Consider the following 20510-nt stretch of genomic DNA (forward strand, 5'->3'; position numbering starts at 1 on the left):
GAGTGCATAGCATGGCTGAAGTGACTGCCGCGACGAAAAGCTGGCTGGCACTGAAGGGTCAGATCGTTACGGCTGCCGGAACGCTTCCGGTGGCGTGGCCGGGCGAAGCGTTCGCGCCCGACAGCGCCTATCTCGCGGTTTCCGAGGTGATGACGCCGGCGGAACGACGATCCCTGCGCGCTGCAGACCCGCACCGGCTCCGCGGCTCGATCATCCTGCGGCTCTCCATCCCGATGAGCGACAAGCAGGAGCGGGAAGTGTGGCGTGAGGCAGCCGCGCAGATCGCGACGGCCTTCCCGGCCGACCTGCTGCTGGAATACGACGGGCAGAGTGTCAGGGTTCGGGAGAAGGCATCGGTCACCGGTGCCTATCAGGACGGCGGCTGGTGGCACCAAACCGTGCAGCTCCGCTACGAAACATCCCTTCAGTAGGAGAGCCCCCATGGCTGCGAAGGACGAACCTAAAATCGAAGCGAAGGCCGATGCCGCGCCGATGACCGGCGTGAAGCTGATCCCGATGCGGGTCGGCCACGAGATGAAGCCGCACGCGCGCTTCAAGGGCGAGGCTCCGCGCAAGGGCAGCAAGCTGTCCTTCACCCTCGATGACGGCGTGACCTACACCGGCAAGGTTCTGGCCGTGACCGACCTCGACGGCGACGTGCTAGTCGAGTTCGACGGGCCGCTGACCCACTGACATTTTCGCCTTCGGGCGACACCTCATCCGGCTTCCGGATATCCCCGCGCCCGCGCGGCGCTTTTTCACATCCATAGGAGACATGCTGATGGCATGGCAAACCGCAGCTGGCGCGTCCCTCGCGATCAGCCTGACCGCGCCCGCGACCTTCACGGAAGCCGGCTATTCCGCACTGACGCCGAAGATCGTCGGCGAAGTGACCAACATCGGCGAGTTCGGCAAGGAGTTCGCACTCGTCACCCACCAGCCCCTAGCCGAGCGCGGCACCGGCAAGCGCAAGGGAAGCTACAACAACGGCACCCTGTCGCCCACCATGGCGCTGGACCCTTCCGACGCTGGTCAGAAGGACATGGAAACGGCGCACGAAAGCGATCAGCCCGCCTACTTCCAGGTCACGCTGCAGGACGGCACCGCCTACTGGCTGGCCGGTCTCGTCATGTCCTACCGCCCGACCGTGGGCGGTGTAGACGATGTCGTGACGGCCGCCTGCACGATCGAGGTCGACAGCACCCCGATCGTCAAGATCGCCGCCTGACAGCGGTGATACGGGCGGCGCGTGTGGTTCGGGGCGCGCCGCCCACCTCATGAACCCGGATCATCCCCAGACCAAAGGACATTCACATGGATCTCGCAGATTTCGACCTGACCGCCGCCGCTGACCGTGGCGCCGACATGCAACTTGAGCACCCGGTGACGGGCGAGCCGCTGCTGACCGAAGCGGGAGAGAAGATCACCATTCGCCTGCTGGGCAATGACAGCCGCGAGTTCCGGGCGGCTCTCTCCGATCTGGCCGAGAAGCAGGCCGGCAAGAAGCGCCAGTCGCTGGCCGCTGCCGAGGCGCATTCGGTCGACCTGCTGGCGCGCCTGACCCTCGGCTGGCAGGGCATCGTCTACAAGGGCGTCCCGCTGGAGTTTACCCGCGAGAACGCGGCCAAGCTCTACCGCGAGCGCCCCTTCATCCGCGAGCAGATCGACCGCTTCATCGGTGACCGGGGAAACTTCTTCGGGAACGGCAAGCCCGCCTGATCCTTTGGGCACGGCAGCACGCATGGCTGTCGACGCCCGAGGATAAGCCCCCGAAGCAGAAGGACGGTTCGACCCCGCCGCCTCCGCCCACTCGCTGGCAAAAGCTGGCGAAGGGAGGAAAGGGGGTCGACTTGCCCGACGTGGGGTTTGACGACCATATTGCGGGCTGGCTGCTTCAGGTTGGCCCGCTGGCGTCCGGCGGGATGTCAGCGGCGCCCGTCGCCTGGACGGAGATACAGGCATGGGCCGCCATCACCGGGTACAGGCCAACCCCGTGGGAAGCTGACACCCTTATGATCCTGTCGCGCGCCTATCTGGCACAGGTGCAGGACAGCAACGGCGAACGGGTTCCTGCGCCGTATGCCCCGATCCAGGAGAACGCTGCGCAGGTGAGCCAGGATCTGGGTAAGCTGCTGGACGCGCTGATGGCAGAGCAGAAGAAGAGGCGGTGATGGCAGAGGTATCGGCGTTTCTATTTGACCTTCCAGCCCTTGAGCCCTTTGAAGGCCGCCTTAGTCTTGGCGACCATCTCGGCCTTGAGCTTATCGCGGGCCATCTTGACGATGTCCCCATACCGCCCGAACACTGCCCCGCAGTGCTTACACTTGGCGATGCTGTCGTCGGTATGGTTGTCGGGAAGTTCTAGCGTTGTTGGGTCGGCGCCGCACGCTTTGCACTGGAAGGTAACTGATACGTTTTCTGCCATATGATCCCCCTCTGAGATTTTCAACCTCTGCGGGAATCACGGTATCGGTCTACGGGAACTTTCCGTTAACTTGCAGGGCACCAATCTTCTGATGGAACGGAGCGACTTACGTCGCCGTTTGTGTGCCAGAAGGAGACAATCCATGTCACATGAACACGTTATTCTGACAGGCGCTGAGCTGACGATCGAGAACCTGACGGGTGTTTCCGTTTATGGTCCGGAACACGAAAAGGTCGGCGTTGTCGGCGATCTGCTGCTGTCGGCAGATGAAACGATCCGTTCCGCGGTGATCGATGTCGGTGGCTTCCTAGGCATCGGCGCGAAGCACGTGGCCGTTCCGTTCGACGCGCTTCAGTTCGTGCACGATGGTGTAGGTGGCGACATCCATGCGCACATCGGCTGGACGAAGGACGAACTCAAGGACAGGCCGGAGCACGTGAGGACCGATGACGATGTGGGCTTTACGGTCTACGCTCCTCCGCTCGTCTGAGTGCAGATCAGGCACAAGACCTGGAAGCTGAGAGTACCAAGCCCCGCCAGCGCGGGGCTTTTTATATCGCCCTCTGCTGGCTGGGCTAACAAGGCCAACCTTGGGGCTATCTTTCACAGGATGGGGCACGAGGTGCTGCGGGCTTGGGCGGTGGGCTATAGGGTTTAGGCACAGGTTTGGCAGGCCTACTTGTCGCTCGCCAGCTTGCCCCTTACCTCCCGGCGGCACCGTTCGGAGCAGTAGACGACCTGATCCCAGTCGCGTTCCCATTTCTTGCGCCACGAAAACGGACGACCACAGACCGGGCAGACCTTACTCGGTAGCTCGGACTTCTTCTTCATCTTCATGCGAGAGTACCTTTCGTCCCCACACGACCGTTATACGAACCTGTGGAGGGAACGACATGCTCGATCATCTGGCTACCAAGAGCTTCATCGCGGCCGCGAACGGTTACGTGAGCGCTGCGCTGTCCGTAAGGCCAGCGGTTTCATAGCCACCCCAAATTCACCCAAGTCGCAAGGCTAGGGGGCGTTCTGCGACCCGACAAGGATTTCCTCCATGACCGATCTCGCTGCCCTTGGCTTCTCGATCGACAGCTCGCAGGCCGTCAAGGCAGCAGGGGACCTGGACAAGCTGACGGCCTCCGCAGGCCGGAGCGAGAAGGGCGTTCTGGACGCTGTTCGCAAAGCGACGGATGCGATCAACAGCCTGTCCTCTGGACTTGCCGGGTATTCGTCGACCATTGCGCAAGCTCTGGAGCAGACCCAACGTCCGGCTCAGCAGGCGGCGCGCTCCTTCAACGACATCAGGGCGAGCCTCGATCCTTTATTCGCCGCCACGCAGCGTTACGCCAATGTTCAGAAGGAACTGACGGCAGCGGTTGCTCGGGGTGAGGCTAGCCAGGATCAAGCCAACGCCGTTCTGCAGCAGGCTCGCAACCGATATCTGGACGTGACCACGGCGGCACAGACGCAGCGCCAAGCCATCGAGCAACTGCGGGCCAGCCTTGACCCAGCCTATGCTGCGGCTCAGCGCATGACAGCGGCTGAAGTTCTGCTTACCGCCGCACTCAAAGCCGGCACGATTGGCGCGCGAGAACATAAGCTGATGATGGATCAGGTGCGCGCGGCGTATGCGGCGCCGGTTGAGGCCGTGCAGGCGGTGGGGGCTGCACAGGTGGCCGCGACCAGCACCTCGCGAGAGTTCGCGGTTGCTCAAGCCACGGTGGGCAAAGAAGCCTCCAAGCTGGGGCCGCAAATTCAGAATGCCTCGTATCAGATCGGTGACTTTGCCGTGCAAGTGGCGTCCGGTCAGTCTGCCGCCATGGCCTTTGCGCAGCAGTTCCCGCAGCTGGCTGGCGGCCTTGGGGTCTGGGGTGCCGCTATCGGCGCAGCGGTAGCCATAGGAGCGGGCCTGTATAAGTTTCTTTCGACGGCCAAGGAAGAAACCAAGACGCTCGACGAAGCCTTGCAGAGTGTCACGGCTACGACAGACGCATACAAAAATGCCGTGGACCGCGCCGCCCTGTCATCGGCGGATCTGACTACGGAGTTCGGCACCAACGCCTCGGCTGCACGGGAGACCCTGCAGGTTCTCAGCGGTCTGGCTCAGCTCAAAGCCTTGGACGCTCTCGATGCGAGCGTAAAGAGCGTGACGGAGGGCTTCAAGGATGCCCGTTCCGAGATCGGTGAGGCGTTGAAGTTCATCGCCCAAGGCAACAACAACATCGGGGCCAGCGCCATCGAGGCGAAGCTCCGGACAGCTGAATTGAAGAACGAATACAGCCTGACAGCTGATCAAGCTTCCCGTGTATCTGTGGCTTATGACGCCATGGTGAAAGCCAGCGGTGCGAGTGAGATTAAGCAGAACACGTCTGAGTTTCTGGATATCCTGATCGAGGTCTACGGGACTGTTGATGCCATCCCCAAATCCATGCGCGATGTGGCGACGGCTGCAGGGACTGCAAACGTCGAAGCGGCCAGGCTGGAGCAATTGTCTCTCCTGGCCGCCGACGGGTTGGGAACTGCGGCGGCAGAGGCACGCGGTTTGGCATCGGCACTTCAGGCGGCTACGGGGTTTTCGGCAGGGCTGGATACACAGATTGCCGTCGTCGAGGCAAAAATCTCGGCCCTCCGGACAGGACAAAACGCTGCGAACGCTGGGCAAATCGAAGGACTACGCCAAGAGGCGCAGGCTCAACGTGACGCGACCGTGGCGGCAGGCGAAGCGGCGATTGTTGCTGACAATCGTCTTGCCATTGATCTAGCCGCGATCGACGTCCTGTCGGAGCGCATGAATACCGAAGATCAACTTACGGCCTCGATCCGCGCACAAAGCAAGGCCACGAAAGCGGGCACGTCTGAGGCAGAGAAATACGACAAGCAGATGCAGTCGATGGCCGACGGATGGCTGAAGCGCATCCAGACGCCGGCTGAGAAGTACGCCGAGCAACTCAGCGAGATCACATCGCTGCAAGCGGCCGGCAAACTGACGGCTGAACAGTTCGCCCGCGCGCAGAACCTCATCAACGAGGAGGTGCGTGAGGGCAATCCCCTGATGGAGCAACTGTCCAACTCGTTCTGGGACTTCTTGGAGCGTGGGGCGGCTGACTTCGCCAGCTTCAAGGATGCCATGATCGGCGGGTTCCGCACGATGCTGGTGAGCATGATCCGCATGGCCGCGCAGAACAAGCTGATGATCGGCGTCGGCATGGGTGGGGCAGGTGGCGTTGCAGGGGCGGCGTCGGCCGCCACAGGCGTCGGTGGTGGTATGGGCGGCGGCCTGATGCAGGGTGCGGGGTTCCTCGGCCAGATCACCGGCTTCGGGTCGTCGGTCCTGTCCGGCATCACAGCCCCGTTGCAGGCGGCCCTGTCCAGCGCCACGAGCGGCGGCATCATGCAGGGCTTCCAGTCATACTCTGCCAGCCTGAGTGCGAACGCGGCAGGCTTCAACGGCCTCGGCATGCAGATCGGCGCATACCTAGGCCCGGCCATCGCGGGTACGGCCATCGGCGGCATGCTGGCGGGGGACTACAAGATCGCGGGCTTGGGCGGATCCACCACGTCGATGATCGGCGCGGGCATCGGTGCGCTGATCGGCGGCCCTCTGGGTGGGCTTGTCGGCGGCGCTTTGGGCGGCCTGACCAACCGGCTGTTCGGCAAGCGGCTGGCGGGCGCCGGGATCGAGGGGAAGTTCTACGGGACGGGCGGCTTCAGCGGCAGCACCTACCAGAGCTACAAGGGAGGGGTCTTCGGCAGCGACAGCACAGAACGGCAAGCGCTGGACAAGGCCACGCAGGACACGCTCTCCCAGAGCTTCGGCGCGTTGCGCGAGAGCGTCGTGGGCATGGCCGACACGCTGGGCATCGCCGGGGACACCTTCGACAATTTCATCTACAAGTTCCGTTTCTCCACCGACGACAAGTCGCCCGAGGAGATCGCCGAGAAGTTCCAGGCGAAGCTTGAGGATGCCGGTCACGCCATGGCGGACATGATCGCTGGCATCGACAAGTACGCCAAGAGCGGGGAGGAAGCACTCGATACCCTCACGCGCCTGTCGCAGTCCTTAGTAGGCGTGACGAGCATCATGGACACGCTAAGTCACACGTTCAGCGCGACCGGGCTTGCCGGTGCCGATATGGCGTCGGCCCTTGCCGAACTGTTCGGCGGCTTGGACGCGATGGGAACAGCCACCCAGACCTATTACAACGCCTTCTACACGGAAGAACAGCGCCGCAGCACGCTTGAGCGTCAGATGACGGAGCAACTGGCGAAGCTGAACATCGCGATGCCCAAAACGCGCGATGCTTACATGGCTATGATCGAGGCGCAGGACCTGACAACGGAGAAGGGGCGTGAGACATACGCTGCCCTGATCCAGCTGGCCGCGGGGATGGACTCTGTCCTGCCGGCAGTGGCCAGCTTCACCGCCGAGATTGCTGCCTTGGCCGGAACAGTGTCGACGGAGCTGGCCACCGCCATCTCTGGCGCGGAAGCTGCCGCTCAGACCTACGAGCAATCGGCGCGCCTCTGGTACCAGACGGCGCAGTCGCTGCGGGACTTCATCCACGACCTGAACAACTCGAACCTGTCGTACATCAACCCGCAGCAGGCGCTGACCGGCAACCAGACGCGGTTCGACACGCTGCTGGAGCGGGTGAAGGGCGGAGACGTCGACGCGGCGAAGTCGATCACCGGCGCGGCCTCGGATCTGCTGACCAGCTTGCGCCAGACCAGCCGCAGCCAAGCCGAATACGCGACAGCCGCGGCTCGAGTGACAGCGGGGTTGAGCCTTGCGGCTGGCATCTCCGATCTGGAGGGCGCCAACGATGATGTACTGAGGTCGCTCTACGAGCAGCAGATCGACGTCCTGACCCAGTTGCAGAACTTCCTCAGCTACCAAGGGCTGACGGAGGAGGCGATCAAGCAGCTGCCAAAGGATCTGCAAGCCATGGTCCGCGACTTCGACGGGACACTGGCGCAGTTCGACCAGACCACGGGGGCGATCGAGGCCGCCATTAAGGACGTCACGAGCTTCAGCTACGCGGCGCTTCAGGAGCGGCTGAAGGTCAACGTGGACCTGATCGCGAAAGCGGACGTGCCGGATTACATCCGTGGCATGCTGACGGCCGCGAACGAAGGCATCCGGTCGTCGATCGACTTCATCGTGCGCAAAGACCTGCCCGCCGATCTTAAGTGGATCGCGATCACGGGGCAGTCCACTATGATCAAGGAGGTTCAGGCGCTGATGTCGGGCAAGTCGTCCGCCTCGGCTGTAGAACTGGCCCTCAAGACGATGAGCAACCGCCAGGTGACGGTGACGGCTATCTTGGCGTCCGGGATGAGCGACAGCCAGAAGCGCCTTCTGCACATCCTCGGCGACGCTCAGGGCATGCTGACCTTGGGCGGCAGCTTCAAGTTCGACCCCGCCGCTTCTTTCACAGTCTGGTATGAGACGGCCACCAAGGCCGCGATCACCAACCCGATGGACAACCTCCGGACGGCAATCCAAAACCTCTACACGGTGGTGAAGGCTGAAGCCGACCTTCAGGCGCGCATCGCGGGCGTGAATCAAAGCGCCGCCACCCTGACCAGCAACAAAGAAGGCACCCTTTTCGCCACCACGAAGCAGATCAACGCCTTGGCGGCACAGGCGGGCATCCCCACCAAAGGGAAGACGCTCACCGAGATCGGAGCGGCCATCGCAGCCCTGTCGGGATCGGACAGCATTGACCGCGTGCAGCCGATCGCCAACCTGAATGACTTGCTCTGGCTGGAGTTCACGCGACACCACGAAGATCTTGACGTCGACCCGACCGATTATCTCGGGGCGTATGCAGATGTGAAGCGGTCAGGGGTGAACCCACAGGATCACTTCGATGCCGGCGGTTGGCAGGAGATCCTGGCCGGCGTCCGCAAGTTCCAGCCGGAGGTGTTCGACTGGTCCTCCATCGGTTTGAACGTCCCGGCCTATGCCAGTGGCGGGGTCTTTGGCGGTGGCCTGCGGCTGGTGGGTGAGCGGGGGCCCGAACTTGAGGCAACGGGTCCCGCACGCATCTTCTCCAGCGGCCAGACCCGAGACATGCTCGGGAATGGCGAGGTGGTCAGGGAGCTCAAAGCCTCTCGTGAGGAAAACCGCCAGCTCCTCATGGCGCTGAACGCTTCCAACGCGAAGGTCGCGAAAATACTCCAGAAGTTCGACAAGATCGGCCTTCCGCCGGAGCAAGCCGCAACAGGGACTGCCGCCTGATGAAAGTCATCGTGCCAGCGAACATCACCACGTTCACCTCGAACGTGGTGGAGAACGAGTATCCCACATGGGCCACCGGAACGACCTACGTTGCGGGGGCCCGCGTCATCACGCCTTCGACGCATCAGGTATGGCAGTCGGTCCAGCCTGCCAACTCCGGTAAAAACCCCGTCACGGATGATGGGACATGGTGGATCCTCGTCGGGTCGACAGACCTCTACAAGCCGTTCGACAAAAAGATCAACGACCGGGCTTCGCGCAACGGCGACATGCAGTGGACCATGTCACTGACCACTCAGGCTGATGGGCTGGCGCTGTTCGGGATCGGGGCGGCAACGATCCGGGTTCAGATCACGTTGTCAGGTGCAACGCTCTACGACCAGACCCACCAAGTGATCGATACATCCGAGGTCACCGACTGGTATTCCTTCTTCACATACGTTCCCGCCTTCGAAACCGAGCTGATCCTGACCGGGCTTCCTGCGTTCGCCGGGGCCCAGGTGCAGGTCACGCTTTCATCGGGCGGGGGGGAAACCAGCATCGGTGAAATCGTGCTGGGGCGCGTCCAGACCTTGGGTATCACCCTAGAAGGTTCCAGCATCGGAATGACTGACTATTCGCTGAAGGATCGTGACGATTGGGGCAACCCCCTCATCGTGGAACGCCCATTCTCCGACACCACGACCTTCTCGTTCGCGATGCCGCCGCAGGACGGGCGCCGTGTGAAGCGGATCCTGTCCAACCTTCGTGCAACGCCGGCCGTCTACTTCGCTGATGCCGACACCGCGGATTTCGGCACGACGATCTACGGCTTCTTCGCTGATTTTGACATCCCGCTGACGCACGGGATGAGTTTTGCCAACCTTGAGATAGAGGGGCTCGTCTGATGGCGCTTCCTACCGTTTCCGGCCTTGCCGATCCCCCGAGCTTCGGCGACCTCGCCAACTTTGGCACGGACGCCAACGCGTTCGTGGGTTCGCTCCCCGCGTTCCTCTCCTCCGTGAATGCTCTGGTCGCCGCGATGAATGCGATGGGTCTGGGCGATCTCGACCCCACGGACTTCGCAGTGTCATTGCTGAAGGCGAACACGGCGGCGCAGGCTTATGCCGCTCTTGGCGCAGTGCCGGCGGCGCAGATCCGCAGCGATTATCCTGCGGACAAAACGTTCCGGCGCGGCAACGTGATCGGCACGGTGGCGCAGTCCGCAGGGGTACCCACCGGCGCGCTTCTAGAGAAGGGGAGCAACGCCAATGGTAATTACCTGCGCTTCGCTGACGGAACCCAGATCTGCACGGCGAAGGTCGCGGCCGACCTGACGACGAACAACGTATCGTCCAATACGTGGCCGTTCCCCGCGGCATTCACTGGGGACGTTTCAGTTTCGTGGGGCGCGACGCGATCTACAACCGGCATTCCCGGCTCAGATCAGGGGGCGCTTTCGACAGCGTTCATACACACGACCGGCACGCAATGGTCCTTGTTCAGTCAGGGTGGTGGAGCCAGCAGCACCTTTGCATTCATCGCGCTGACCGCTATTGGACGGTGGTTCTGATGCGGATCATCTTTTCGCCCGTTCGCAGCGATGAGGTGCTGACACTGTCGGTCACCGGCGACATCCTCGTCATCAACGGCATCGCTGTTGATCTACGGCAGGATACCGAAAACCCGTGGGTGAAGGGCATCAGCCGGGATGACGGGCTCACCGTGACTATCATGCTGCCCCATGGTCCTAACCCCCCCGAGGCGGTGGCATTCCCGAAAGCGATCGACGTTGCCAAGGATGGGCCTGTCGCACTTCCTTCCGCCGATAAGGCCTAGGAGGCCCAGACATGACAGCGCAAACCGGCGCCGGCGTCTCGCTGGCGATCAGCCTCGCTGCGCCTGCCTCCTACGATCCAGACGGATACGGGGCGTTGCGGCCGGTCACCATTGGCGAAGTGACAAGCATCGGCGAGTTCGGGCGGGAATTCGCGACCGTCACCCATCAGGCGCTTGATCGCCGGGGGACCGACAAGCGCAAGGGGTCGTTCAACAACGGAGCGGTGGCCCCGACGGTGGCGCTTGATCCCTCGAATGGAGGGCAGGCGGCCGTCGAAGCAGCGCGTGACCGCGGATCACCGGCGTTCTTCCGCGTCACCCTGCAGGACGGGATGATGTACTGGTTTTCAGGCGTCGTCATGTCGTTCCGCGTCGGCGTGAACGGTGCGGACGACGTGGTGACCGGCACCATCAGCATCGAGATCGAGCCCCTGCCGATCGTGCGCTACCGTACCGTCGCTGGTCTGCCGGGCGACGCTTTCCTGACCATCGAAGATCTGTTCGACGCCACGATGCGTCAACTTTCCGAAACGCTAAGCGCTGTGGCATGAGGTAATAATGGCAAAGCTTCCCATCGACGAGGCCGTCCGGCGCTTCTCCACCAATGAAGAACGGTTCGACACCTTTGCCAACGGTGACGAGGCCGAACAGTGGCAGGATGCCGATGGCCGTTCGCGCCCGTCGATCCGGAAATTCCTCGCGGACGTCGCCTCTCTGTCCCCGGATGCGATCACGCTTCTTCAGGAGGCCATTGCAAAGAAGGTGGGCGAGGGGATCGCCAGCGCGGACCGGGCGGAGGTTGCCGCGGCGGCGGCGAAAAGCGTGCTGCCCGTGAAGTACACCAAGGCGACAAAGGCCGAACTAGACGCCGTGACAGGAACGACCGGCGACATGGCATTCGTCACGGACACGCAGGCCAATGGCGGCGGGTACTATCGCTACGGCACCACCGCTTGGGTGTACACCGGACAAGGTGAACTGGCCAACAAGGCCAGCAAGACCGACGTTGCCGCGATCGCGCAGGATGTCCTGGACCTGCGCAACATTGCAGCCCCCGGCGACAGTGTCGTCATCGTGGCCGCGCAGAACGGCCCGGCACTGGTGACGCTCAAGGACGGGACCACGCGCGGGAACTTTGTCCCGGACGACGTGCAAGGGCTAGTGACGAAGCTGGCAGAGCTTTCCGCTCCCGAGCCGCCGGAGGTGGCCAAGCCCAGCGACTCCATCGTTCTGGTGGAGGCCGCGAACGGGCCGGCGCTGACGATGCGCCAGGACGGGGTTTTGCGAGGGACCTTCCTCGCGGAAGACATTCTTGGCCTTGGTGACACCGGCGGCGGGGGTGGCGGCGAGGGCGCGGCCGTGGAATTCGCCGATCCTGACAACGTGGGCGAGGCGTGGAACAGCATCAAGACGACCGACGCGGGCGGCGAGGTGTTCCGTTACCTGTCCACGCAGTGGGGCGGCAACGTCTGGGGCTTCGAAAAGCGCGGCACCGTCACCCTTGCCCAGACCCAGAACCCGGCCCTCGGCATCGTGTCGTTCGGTGGCGGTTCCTCCGGGGTGATCCGCGCATTGCCGGACGATTTCCCCTATCATGTCGTGAACGAGACGCTGCTGGCCCCGAAGGACGGGCTGGCCGCCACGGCGCAGGCCGTCGCGCACCTGACGGGGGAGCGGGCGATCTATCGCGGGCTTCCGACGGTCGTGGCGCTGTCGCAGGTGCTGGCCTCGACCGTGGAAGCGGACGCGCTGCCCGGCGCCCCCGCGCGCACGGCCCTGATCCAGCGCATCGCCGCCGCCAAGGCCGCCCTTGCGCCATGGGGAAAGGAGCTCTTCATCGACCGCATCGCCCTTGCGCTGCTGGAGGGTGCCCCGGCCACACCCAAGGCTACGGCCGATCTGCATTATGCCGCCGTGGCCAACGGCCTGCGGATGGAAGTGGCGGAAGCCGCCGGGCAGGCGCCGCTGCCGATGGTGGTGGTGTCGCAATCGGCCGGAACGCGCACGGACGGAACCTCGGAGGTCATTCTGGCCGAAGGGGAACTGGACTTCGCGCACTTCTCGCTGGCCTTCGTCATCGCTGGCCCGCGCTACCCGTATCCTCTGGAGCCGGGCACCGCCGCCACCCTGACAGCGCAATCCGCGCTGCTGCTGAGCGAGTTGGAGGCGATCGCCGTTTCCGAGCGGCTGGCGCGGCGGCCCTGGTATGGCCCCTGCATTGACGCCCAGTGCAGCATCGCCGGGCGCGTCATCACCGCGCCCTTTACGGCCCTGAGCAATCTGATCCTCCGCGATCCGGCCAATCACGGCTTCACCGTGGCCGGTGTCACAAACGGTGCGACGATCGAAAGCGTCGCCGTCAGCGGCACGAGCGTGCTGATCACCATGACCGCCGAACCGCTGGGCGAGCTGACCGTCCATTATGCCTGGGGCCAGACCGGTGACCGGGGCGACGGCTTCACCGCCAACCGCGGATCGCTCACCGACCAGTGGTCGCAAGCCAGCCGCCTCGTCAGCGGCGCCACCCACTACCGTCACGCGCGCTCCGGCCGCGCCCCTGTTGTGCGCTGAGGAGGCGCTGAACCATGCCCATCGCCACGCTTCCCGGCACTATCGCCCGCCCGATCACCGACGCGTTCGTCTGGGAGGAGGTCTTCGCCAAGTATCCCGCCCTCAAGAACTGGTGGACCCTGACCAAGGGGCAGGCTGCGACCGACGCCACCACGGGCCGGACCCGGATCGCGCCGCGCATCGGCACGCTGGCCCTTGACGGCACCGGCGTGCAGCCGTGGATCGCGGATGGGGGCTACGAGGCGGCCAGCTTTGCGGGAACGCAAGGCCAGCCGGTTCTAGGCTTCGACACCGCCAAGCTGACGGGCCGGTGGACGATGTTCAGCGTCCGCAAGGCCGCGGCCATCGACACCGAGGACTGGGGCATCAGCCTGCGGAACTCCGATCCGTCCGTGGCCGAGGGCGACGGCGCCCGGGTGTTCCACGTCGCCCGCAGCACGGCGGGGGCCTCGCAGGTGCGCGGGGTGCTGATCAACCCGGCCATCAACGCGCTGCTGACCTATCCCAATGCGCCCGCGCTCAACACGCGCGACGTGGGCTTCGTGTCCTTCGACTTCACCACCGGTGCGGTGTCCGGCGCGCACGGGGCCGAGACGCCCACCAGCGTGACCTATGGCCGCTGGAGCGAACTCCTGGCAACCGGGGGCACCGTCTGGCAGTGGACCGTCGGCCAAGGGCAGGGGAACCAGCCCTTCAGCGGCTCCATCCTCGATTTCGCGCTGATCCAAGGCGACATCTTCGACGGCACCGCGGCCATGAACAACCTGCGCGCCGATCTTATCCGCTACGCCGCCACCTATGGGGCCTGAGCTATGACGAACCTTCTCTTCATCGCCGCCGACGATCTCTGCCACCTCGACCGGATGTTGCGCGTGCTGATCCGCGGCTATGACATGCCGAACCTGCGCCGACTGATGAACAGCGGGACGGACTTCGACCGGTCGTACTGCATCGTCCCGGTCTGCGAACCCGCGCGCACCGCGGTCATGTCGGGCATGTCGCCAGCCGAAACCCGGTCGTTCGACCTGTCGGAAGGATGGAAGGACATCCTGCACCCGCGGCACATGTGGCAGTATCGCCTGCGCGAGGCAGGCTACTACATCGGGACTGTCGGCAAGATCTACCATGGCTACGCGCCGGAACCGGGCTGGGTCTACGACGCGCTCTACGACAACGCCCCGTTCTCGGAGGAGCCGATCCAGCCGAAGACTGGCGGCGTCTACACCGGCGGTCTCTACGGCGACGTCTTCGAGAACGAGACGGACTGGTACGACAAGCGGATGGCCGACCTGACCATCCAGCACCTGACCACCTACGCCGAGGATCGGCCGTTCGCCTGGTTCTGCGGTTTCCACCACCCGCACCTCGAATGGGTGACGCCGAAGCGGATCCACGACCTCATCAGCATTGACGACGTGATCTTGCCCGAGGACTGGAACGGCGGCTGGCACACGTTCCCCTTTGCCCAGCAGTTCATGGGCGAGGGCACCAACGGCTTCGGACCCGATCCCGCGTTGTGGACGGATGCGAACAAGCTCTACGCCCGCCGCACGATCCACAACTACGCTGCCGGCGCGCTGTGGATGGACGAGCAGCTGGGTCGGGTGCTGGACGCGCTGGAGGCCAGCCCCTTCGCCGCCGACACCATCGTGACCTTCTACTCGGATCACGGCTACCACCTGAGCGACCGCGACCGCTGGCACAAGTTCACGCTCTACGAGCAGGCGGCCTGCGCGCCGATGGCGATCAAGGTCCCCGGGCAGGCGCCGCGCAAGGTCGAGACGCCGGTCAGCCACATCGACCTCGGCGCCACGATCATGGACTATTGCGGCATCCCGATCCCCGAGGGTTTCCGGGGGATCAGCCTGCGCCCGTGGATCGAGGGGCAGACGCCGGCACTGCGACCCATACCGACGTTCTGGTATGGATCGTCCTCGGTCGCGATCGGCACCAAGCGCACGACGGTTTATCAGGACGGCACATCCGAGATGTACGACCTGGTCGACGACCCGTGGGCCACGACGGACGTGTCCAAGACGGATCCGGACTTCGAAGCGCACCGGGAGATCGCGATCAACGCCGCCTATGACTGGGGCTTCCTGATCGTGGAGGAGGGCATCGACACCTCGCGTCCGTCGGAGCTGCAATCCTTCCTCGGCACCGTGCCCACGGATCAGCGCTTCGCCACCAGCTTCGTGGCCTTGGGCGACTTCAACAGCAGCAAGGGGCGGTCCCCCGGCTATCAGCGCATGTGGGGCGCCAATGCCAACGTCGGCGGGGCCGTTCGCATGCCCCCGCACATCGAGGATTATTCCGTGATGGGGCGGGAAGCGCTGAATATCATCCTGCAGGCCAACGCGCTGAACAACACGATCCGGATCGAGAACAACGAGAACCAGTTGCTCACGGCCTACCTTGGCGACGGCGACGATGAGATCAAGGACCCGACGCGGGCCCGCGTCATCGCCTACGGGGAAGGCGGGAACGACTTGCTGCGCGGCGGGCAGGGCAACCCGAACCAGCTTTACGGCGGCACGGGGAACGACACGCTTGCGGGTAACTCGCGCGACGACACGCTGGACGGTGGCGAGGGAGATGATCTGGTCGGCGGCGGCCCGGGCAACGACTACATCCTCGCCTCGGCCGGTTCCGACACGATCACCGGCGACACCGGGAACGACACGATCGTCGTGACGGGCGGCGCGCATCTCATTTCCGGCGGCGCGGGCAACGACACCTTCCGCATCGGCCGGACGGGACGGGTCAACACGATCACCGACTTCGCCACGGGCGACGTGCTGGATTTGGTGGATTGGGCCCCCATTGGCCCAGCTTCCGTCACGCAGGTCGGGGCTGATGTCGAGGTGACGGCGGCGCTTGAGAAGATCGTTTGCCGAAACACCACGGCCGCCGTCGTGAAGGCCGCCATCACGGGGGTGATGACATGAAAACGTTGCGCTTCATCCTCGGCATGATCGCCGACTTCTTCTCGGTCATGGACCGGGAGGGGCGCGGCATCGAGTATCACATGAGCAAGGTGATCTTCTTCATGGGGCTCGTCCTGGTCCTGCCGGAGAACACGCTCATGCTGCCCACCTACCGGCAGGTCTATGAGACCGGCCTCTCCGAGACCTTCGCGGCCGTCATCCTATGCGGCTGGGGCGTGTTCCGCTTCACGGCGCTCTACGTGAACGGATACCACTTCCGCACCCCACGCTGGCGGGCAATCATGTCCTTCTGCTCGTGCATGTTCTTCGGGATGCTCTCCTACAACCTTTGGTTCGATTACCTGTCCGGCGCGTCCGACGCGGCCGGCTTCCTTCTCGCCATCTATCCCGCCTTTGTCATAGCCGAGTTCCGCGCGGCTTCTCGCCTGCGTTGGGAGCGCATCCACTATGCCGCCCATTGATGCCCTGACGGAACAATCCCTTCGCGAGTATGGCCTCATCGGCACGCTGGCCTTGCTCGGCCTCATCTTCGCGATCGTCTATCTCTGGAAGCGGCCGCCGCCGGAGCCGCATTCGTCGCCCATGGAAGCGGTGAAGGAGAACGCCAAATTGGTCCCGTTCGTGCTGGAGGAGGCGCGGGAAGGCAACCGTCTCGGGCGCGACCTTCGGATGCACCTCGACCACCGCTTTGATGAGGTCTTCCGCAAGCTGGATAAGCAGGAAGACCGCCTGGAGCGCATGGAAGGTCTTGGCAAAGTGATCGAAGACCGGCTGCCGCGCTGACGCTGACCATATGGATCTACCGGATGCAGCCACAAAAAAAAAGCGCCAAGCCAGAAGCTCAGCGCACACTGATTACCCGCTGCATCCGGCAGCCGGGAAGAACGGACAACCTGAGGTTCAGTTCCGTGCCTCAGTGCAGGATTCTGTTGATCTTCAATATTGCCTGTCGGCGGAAGTCGCCTTAACCGTACCCGTTTCTACTGGCTAGCAGGGCTACAACCGGACAGACATCGCAGTCTACCAGCCGTTGGGAAGGGCCTAAAGTCTTAGAGCTTGCCGCCTTGAATGATACGCAATTTAGGAAAGCTACATTCGGTAGCGGATCGTGCAATGTCGCAGTCGAGCTGAATTAAAGCCTCGACCAGTTTGTCTACAACGCTGTCGTAGCCATGATGGCGGGCGATATTCGCGTTCGCATGGACGCTTTTCATCAGCAGCAGTACGGGTGTGGTCATATCGGCCTCCGGGTAGAAGTCCTCGTTTACTTCGATGATCGCAAGGCACTGAGGCACCTTCTGATCTGTGGACCTTCCCGTACAGGTTCTTTTTTTGGTCAGATGGTCTGCCTCAGTTCCTTCGTTGTCGGTAAAACTTTAATGAATGTCAACAACCGTGAATTGACTGGAGCGTGGCCCGTTCGCCCGCTTTGCAGCCTCTCCAACTCCCTTTTCACATTGCCCCGCCATCACGCGGGGCTTTTTCATATCCGGAGATCACCATGCAGACGAACGACGCCGGCCTCGCGCTCATCAAGGAGCACGAGGGCTTGAGGCTGGAAGCCTATCCCGACCCCGGACATGGCTGGACGATCCCTACCATTGGTGTTGGCCACACTTCGGCCGCTGGAGAGCCGAAGGTCACGAGGGGCATGACGATCACCGCAGAGGAAGCGGAGGCCATTCTGCAGCGTGATCTGGCGCAATTCGAGCGTGCCGTGACGGCAGCTGTGACCGTGCCGCTGACCGGCAACCAGTTCGCCGCTCTGGTGTCCTTCACGTTTAACCTCGGGGCGGGCAACCTCCGGTCGTCGACGCTTCTGCGGAAGCTGAACGCGGGTGACTATTCGGGTGCCGCCGAGGAGTTCCCGCGATGGAACCGGTCGAACGGGTCGGTGCTATCCGGGCTGGCCCGCCGCCGCGCCGCCGAGCAGGAGCTGTTCCTGACGCCGGATGCGGATGGGGTGTCGACCCTCCCCTCGACCCCCCTCAGCTTCGGCAGCGACGACCCCCGCAACCGTGATGTGCAGGTCCTGCTGCGCGGCCTCGACCTCTACCGCCTGCCGCTCGACACCAAGTGGGGCCCGGGCCAGCATGTCGGCATCGACGCCCTGCGGGAGAAAGCCGCCCGCCTCGAAACTCTCATCCAAGGAGAATGACCATGCCTTTGGCAAAACAGACCTCCGCCGCGCCGACGAACAAACTGCTGGCCGGCGGCATCAGTGCGGCCGTCATCACCTCCGCCTGGTCGGAACTGTTCGCGGCGTGGCCCGCAATCTCCGGCCCCGGCATGTCCACGCTGGCCGGCATCCTGATCGCCATGGGGATCGGCTACTTCGTGCCCGACCGTACCAACGCGCCGGTGGAATGATGGACGGGGTCGGGGCGATTCTCGGCACGCTGGGCGCGGCCATCCTCGGCGTCGTCGTCGCGTATCTGCGCGGCAAGGCGAAGGGCAAGACAGAGACGACGGCCAAGGTCGAGCAGCAGCAGGCCGAGGCGGCAATCCAGAAACAGAAGGACGTGCAGGATGCGGTGGTGGATTCTCGGGCTGACGGCAGCGATTGGCGTGAGCGGCTGCGCGCGTCCCGCAAGTGATGCGCTGTGCGCGCCGCTGCGGCCCTACGTGGCCAACCTGCGGTCGGCGCTGGAGGCGCATCCTGAAACGCCCAATCCCGTGGGCGAGGCGGGGACGGATGTTGTGATCGGGTTTGGGGGAGGGTGCAACTAATCTTTGCCAGCGAAGACTTCGCGTTGTTCAACCAGATGCCGAAGAACGAGCGTGCACGAATGGATGATCTGTCGGTGCGACCTCAGATGGAAGCCGTTTGACGTTCATTTTTACGCTTATGGCTGAGCAGAAGAAGAGGCGACAACTCTTAGTGGCAGTGCACTCGGCCTGTACTATTGTCCATGTGGCAGCACTGGCCCGCAGGGGATGACTTCCTGCAGCCGCCGCCGTGGGCTGAAGCCGTTGACGCGGCGAACGCCACGACCGTCATCGACAGGATGATGGAATGTAATGCAGACCTCATGGTGGCGCTCCCTAAGTTGATCCAGATCAACAACCTCAGGTAGAATCAGGGCGCGCGTCTACAGGAACGTTCAGCTAACCGCGAGCGGTTGGATGCGCTGCGACGACACCGGGACAGTCTGGTAATTTGACGGAGGGCGGCTCTTGGCGGGGCAGCTTCATCGCCGCCCTTCGGTACAGGACGCATCAGGGGCGCGACTGCTCAGCGCGCAACTTATAGAAGATTTTATCTTTACCCCGTCTTCCTGCGCGTGTTTCATTCTCTCGAAGAAGCCAACAAAGCGAGGGATATAGATGCCGATCTTCAAGGTTGCGGGGAAGCTCTGCTATTTCGCCCATGTCCCAAAGTGCGCGGGTACCAGCATCGAGGACTATCTGGGCGAGCGGTTCGGACAGCTCGCGTTTCTGGATCGGAAGTACAACGCGAACAAGGCGGGCCAATTCCGGACAGCGTCGCCGCAGCATATCCTGGCCTCGGACTTAGCTGTCTTCTTCCCGATGGGCTTCCTCGACCAATCCTTCGCGGTGGTTCGGCATCCCGTCGATCGGATCATCAGCGCCTTCCACTATCACCGGGACCGGGAGCGCAACATCAAGTCGAAGGTCAGCTTCAAGGAGTGGGTAAAGCGGCTGGCGGATTTCGGCCCCAAGAGCCACCAGGACTTCGACAACCACTTCCGTCCTCAGGCCGCGTTCATCCCCAAGAAGAGCCGGGTGTTCAAGCTTGAGAATGGCCTCGACAAGGTGGAGGCGTGGCTGGATGACATCGCCGGCGACAAGCACACCACTGGAATTCCGAACCATTTTGCGGGTGACTATAAGCCGCCGCGGATCGCTTTAGAAACGCTTGAGGCACTTGAGCAGTTATACGCTGCTGATTTCGAAGCCTTTGGTTACGAACGCCGCGCAGCGTAGCTTGAGCTACAGCCAAACCGATTGAAGCATCTTCCCGAATCGACCTAAGTTCTGCAAATGTTCATGCATGTGGACGCGAAGAATAACATGGCCCAGCGAGGGAAATCACACTGACTGGCTGGTGCTTTATAAGCATATCAAGGTCGGACGTGTCATGCATCAGACGACGTACAACGCTATGAAAAAGTGGCATTGGTCCGTGCAGATAGTTCCGGCGTCTCAAGGGTATGCCGATACCATGGAAGAAGCTTTGGAGGCGATTAGAAGCTGGTGCCTAGGCATTCCTGATCTGGAGGAACAGGTCGAGGACAAGCGTAACCGCAAAGGCATGTACGCCTGGGGTGACGGAACCTGATCGAATCAGGAACATCCTTCGGGAATATCTTCGGGATTCTTCGAGATTCGATGGTCAAAACAGGCGGATGTTGTCCGTCCGTTCCCTCTCGCCCGCCACAGGCCGGAAAACGCGGTGCGCCTAAAAGCGTAGCGCCGTCAATATGTTAGACTGTAATAGGATGGAGCGGGTGAAGGGAATCGAACCCTCGTCGTAAGCTTGGGAAGC

The 20510-nt window shown here is 63.1% G+C and carries 24 protein-coding genes; 21 read left to right on the plus strand and 3 right to left on the minus strand.

The genetic code is table 11. The features are described from left to right. Positions 1-11: 11 nt before the first annotated feature. The 5 genes from ACSHZY_RS15990 to ACSHZY_RS16010 all read left to right on the plus strand — a co-directional run bounded on the left by ACSHZY_RS15990 (position 12) and on the right by ACSHZY_RS16010 (position 2171). Complete coding sequence (locus tag ACSHZY_RS15990) at positions 12-431, plus strand: phage tail terminator-like protein (RefSeq protein WP_435170827.1); 420 nt, start codon at positions 12-14, stop codon at positions 429-431. A gap of 10 nt (positions 432-441) precedes the next feature. Continuing rightward, a complete protein-coding gene (locus ACSHZY_RS15995; RefSeq protein WP_435170829.1) occupies positions 442-693 on the plus strand; it encodes a hypothetical protein in 252 nt (83 codons plus the stop codon). An 88-nt stretch (positions 694-781) separates the two neighbouring features. Continuing rightward, on the plus strand, positions 782-1228 hold the full coding sequence (locus tag ACSHZY_RS16000) for a hypothetical protein (RefSeq protein WP_435170831.1): 447 nt from the start codon (positions 782-784) through the stop codon (positions 1226-1228). An 86-nt stretch (positions 1229-1314) separates the two neighbouring features. Then, a complete protein-coding gene (locus ACSHZY_RS16005) occupies positions 1315-1719 on the plus strand; it encodes a hypothetical protein (protein WP_435170832.1) in 405 nt (134 codons plus the stop codon). Between the two features lie 140 nt (positions 1720-1859). Then, entirely contained in the window at positions 1860-2171 is a 312-nt protein-coding gene (locus ACSHZY_RS16010) for a phage tail assembly chaperone (RefSeq protein WP_435170874.1), read from the plus strand. A gap of 20 nt (positions 2172-2191) precedes the next feature. On the opposite strand, the gene ACSHZY_RS16015 is transcribed toward ACSHZY_RS16010, so the two are convergent. Beyond that, positions 2192-2425, minus strand: a complete 234-nt coding sequence (locus tag ACSHZY_RS16015) for an ECs_2282 family putative zinc-binding protein (protein ID WP_435170834.1) — start codon at positions 2423-2425, stop codon at positions 2192-2194. A gap of 142 nt (positions 2426-2567) precedes the next feature. Between ACSHZY_RS16015 and ACSHZY_RS16020 the strand changes: the two genes are divergently transcribed. Beyond that, positions 2568-2915, plus strand: coding sequence for a PRC-barrel domain-containing protein (locus ACSHZY_RS16020; RefSeq protein WP_435170836.1), 348 nt, complete (start codon positions 2568-2570; stop codon positions 2913-2915). Positions 2916-3100: 185 nt separating this feature from the next. On the opposite strand, the gene ACSHZY_RS16025 is transcribed toward ACSHZY_RS16020, so the two are convergent. After that, positions 3101-3262, minus strand: coding sequence for a DUF2256 domain-containing protein (locus tag ACSHZY_RS16025; RefSeq protein WP_435170838.1), 162 nt, complete (start codon positions 3260-3262; stop codon positions 3101-3103). A 211-nt stretch (positions 3263-3473) separates the two neighbouring features. Here ACSHZY_RS16025 and ACSHZY_RS16030 point away from each other — a divergent pair, with 211 nt between their 5' ends. Genes ACSHZY_RS16030 through ACSHZY_RS16075 form a run of 10 tightly spaced genes read left to right on the plus strand, consistent with a single transcriptional unit; the run spans position 3474 to position 16783 of the window. Continuing rightward, a complete protein-coding gene (locus ACSHZY_RS16030; protein ID WP_435170840.1) occupies positions 3474-8663 on the plus strand; it encodes a hypothetical protein in 5190 nt (1729 codons plus the stop codon). After that, positions 8663-9550, plus strand: coding sequence for a hypothetical protein (locus ACSHZY_RS16035; protein WP_435170841.1), 888 nt, complete (start codon positions 8663-8665; stop codon positions 9548-9550). The genes ACSHZY_RS16030 and ACSHZY_RS16035 overlap by 1 nt, the downstream gene beginning before the upstream one ends. After that, on the plus strand, positions 9550-10215 hold the full coding sequence (locus ACSHZY_RS16040) for a hypothetical protein (protein WP_435170843.1): 666 nt from the start codon (positions 9550-9552) through the stop codon (positions 10213-10215). The genes ACSHZY_RS16035 and ACSHZY_RS16040 overlap by 1 nt, the downstream gene beginning before the upstream one ends. Further along, positions 10215-10481, plus strand: coding sequence for a hypothetical protein (locus tag ACSHZY_RS16045; RefSeq protein WP_435170845.1), 267 nt, complete (start codon positions 10215-10217; stop codon positions 10479-10481). The genes ACSHZY_RS16040 and ACSHZY_RS16045 overlap by 1 nt, the downstream gene beginning before the upstream one ends. An 11-nt stretch (positions 10482-10492) precedes the next feature. Continuing rightward, complete coding sequence (locus ACSHZY_RS16050) at positions 10493-11032, plus strand: hypothetical protein (protein WP_435170847.1); 540 nt, start codon at positions 10493-10495, stop codon at positions 11030-11032. 7 nt (positions 11033-11039) lie between these two features. Then, positions 11040-13052, plus strand: a complete 2013-nt coding sequence (locus ACSHZY_RS16055) for a hypothetical protein (RefSeq protein ID WP_435170848.1) — start codon at positions 11040-11042, stop codon at positions 13050-13052. Positions 13053-13066: 14 nt separating this feature from the next. Further along, positions 13067-13861 (plus strand): hypothetical protein, encoded by a 795-nt coding sequence (locus tag ACSHZY_RS16060; RefSeq protein WP_435170850.1) that lies wholly within the window; start codon positions 13067-13069, stop codon positions 13859-13861. A 3-nt stretch (positions 13862-13864) separates the two neighbouring features. Beyond that, positions 13865-16000, plus strand: a complete 2136-nt coding sequence (locus ACSHZY_RS16065) for a sulfatase-like hydrolase/transferase (protein WP_435170852.1) — start codon at positions 13865-13867, stop codon at positions 15998-16000. Then, positions 15997-16461, plus strand: coding sequence for a hypothetical protein (locus ACSHZY_RS16070; protein WP_435170854.1), 465 nt, complete (start codon positions 15997-15999; stop codon positions 16459-16461). The genes ACSHZY_RS16065 and ACSHZY_RS16070 overlap by 4 nt, the downstream gene beginning before the upstream one ends. Beyond that, on the plus strand, positions 16448-16783 hold the full coding sequence (locus ACSHZY_RS16075) for a hypothetical protein (RefSeq protein WP_435170856.1): 336 nt from the start codon (positions 16448-16450) through the stop codon (positions 16781-16783). Before ACSHZY_RS16070 ends, ACSHZY_RS16075 begins: the two co-directional genes overlap by 14 nt. 266 nt (positions 16784-17049) lie before the next feature. On the opposite strand, the gene ACSHZY_RS16080 is transcribed toward ACSHZY_RS16075, so the two are convergent. Beyond that, on the minus strand, positions 17050-17238 hold the full coding sequence (locus ACSHZY_RS16080) for a hypothetical protein (RefSeq protein WP_435170858.1): 189 nt from the start codon (positions 17236-17238) through the stop codon (positions 17050-17052). 263 nt (positions 17239-17501) lie between these two features. Between ACSHZY_RS16080 and ACSHZY_RS16085 the strand changes: the two genes are divergently transcribed. The 5 genes from ACSHZY_RS16085 (at position 17502) to ACSHZY_RS16105 (ending at position 20303) form a co-directional block, all read left to right on the plus strand. Next, positions 17502-18158, plus strand: coding sequence for a lysozyme (locus tag ACSHZY_RS16085; RefSeq protein WP_435170859.1), 657 nt, complete (start codon positions 17502-17504; stop codon positions 18156-18158). Positions 18159-18160: 2 nt separating this feature from the next. Beyond that, complete coding sequence (locus tag ACSHZY_RS16090) at positions 18161-18370, plus strand: hypothetical protein (RefSeq protein ID WP_435170861.1); 210 nt, start codon at positions 18161-18163, stop codon at positions 18368-18370. After that, positions 18367-18597, plus strand: a complete 231-nt coding sequence (locus tag ACSHZY_RS16095) for a hypothetical protein (protein ID WP_435170863.1) — start codon at positions 18367-18369, stop codon at positions 18595-18597. The genes ACSHZY_RS16090 and ACSHZY_RS16095 overlap by 4 nt, the downstream gene beginning before the upstream one ends. Positions 18598-19327: 730 nt before the next feature. Beyond that, the gene (locus ACSHZY_RS16100; protein ID WP_435170865.1) at positions 19328-19948 is read left to right on the plus strand and encodes a sulfotransferase family 2 domain-containing protein; all 621 of its coding nucleotides are present in this window, start codon (positions 19328-19330) and stop codon (positions 19946-19948) included. Positions 19949-20069: 121 nt separating this feature from the next. Further along, complete coding sequence (locus ACSHZY_RS16105; RefSeq protein ID WP_435170867.1) at positions 20070-20303, plus strand: hypothetical protein; 234 nt, start codon at positions 20070-20072, stop codon at positions 20301-20303. Positions 20304-20510: the final 207 nt, after the last annotated feature.

This window comes from Falsirhodobacter sp. 1013, assembly GCF_051195255.1.
GTDB lineage: Bacteria > Pseudomonadota > Alphaproteobacteria > Rhodobacterales > Rhodobacteraceae > Falsirhodobacter.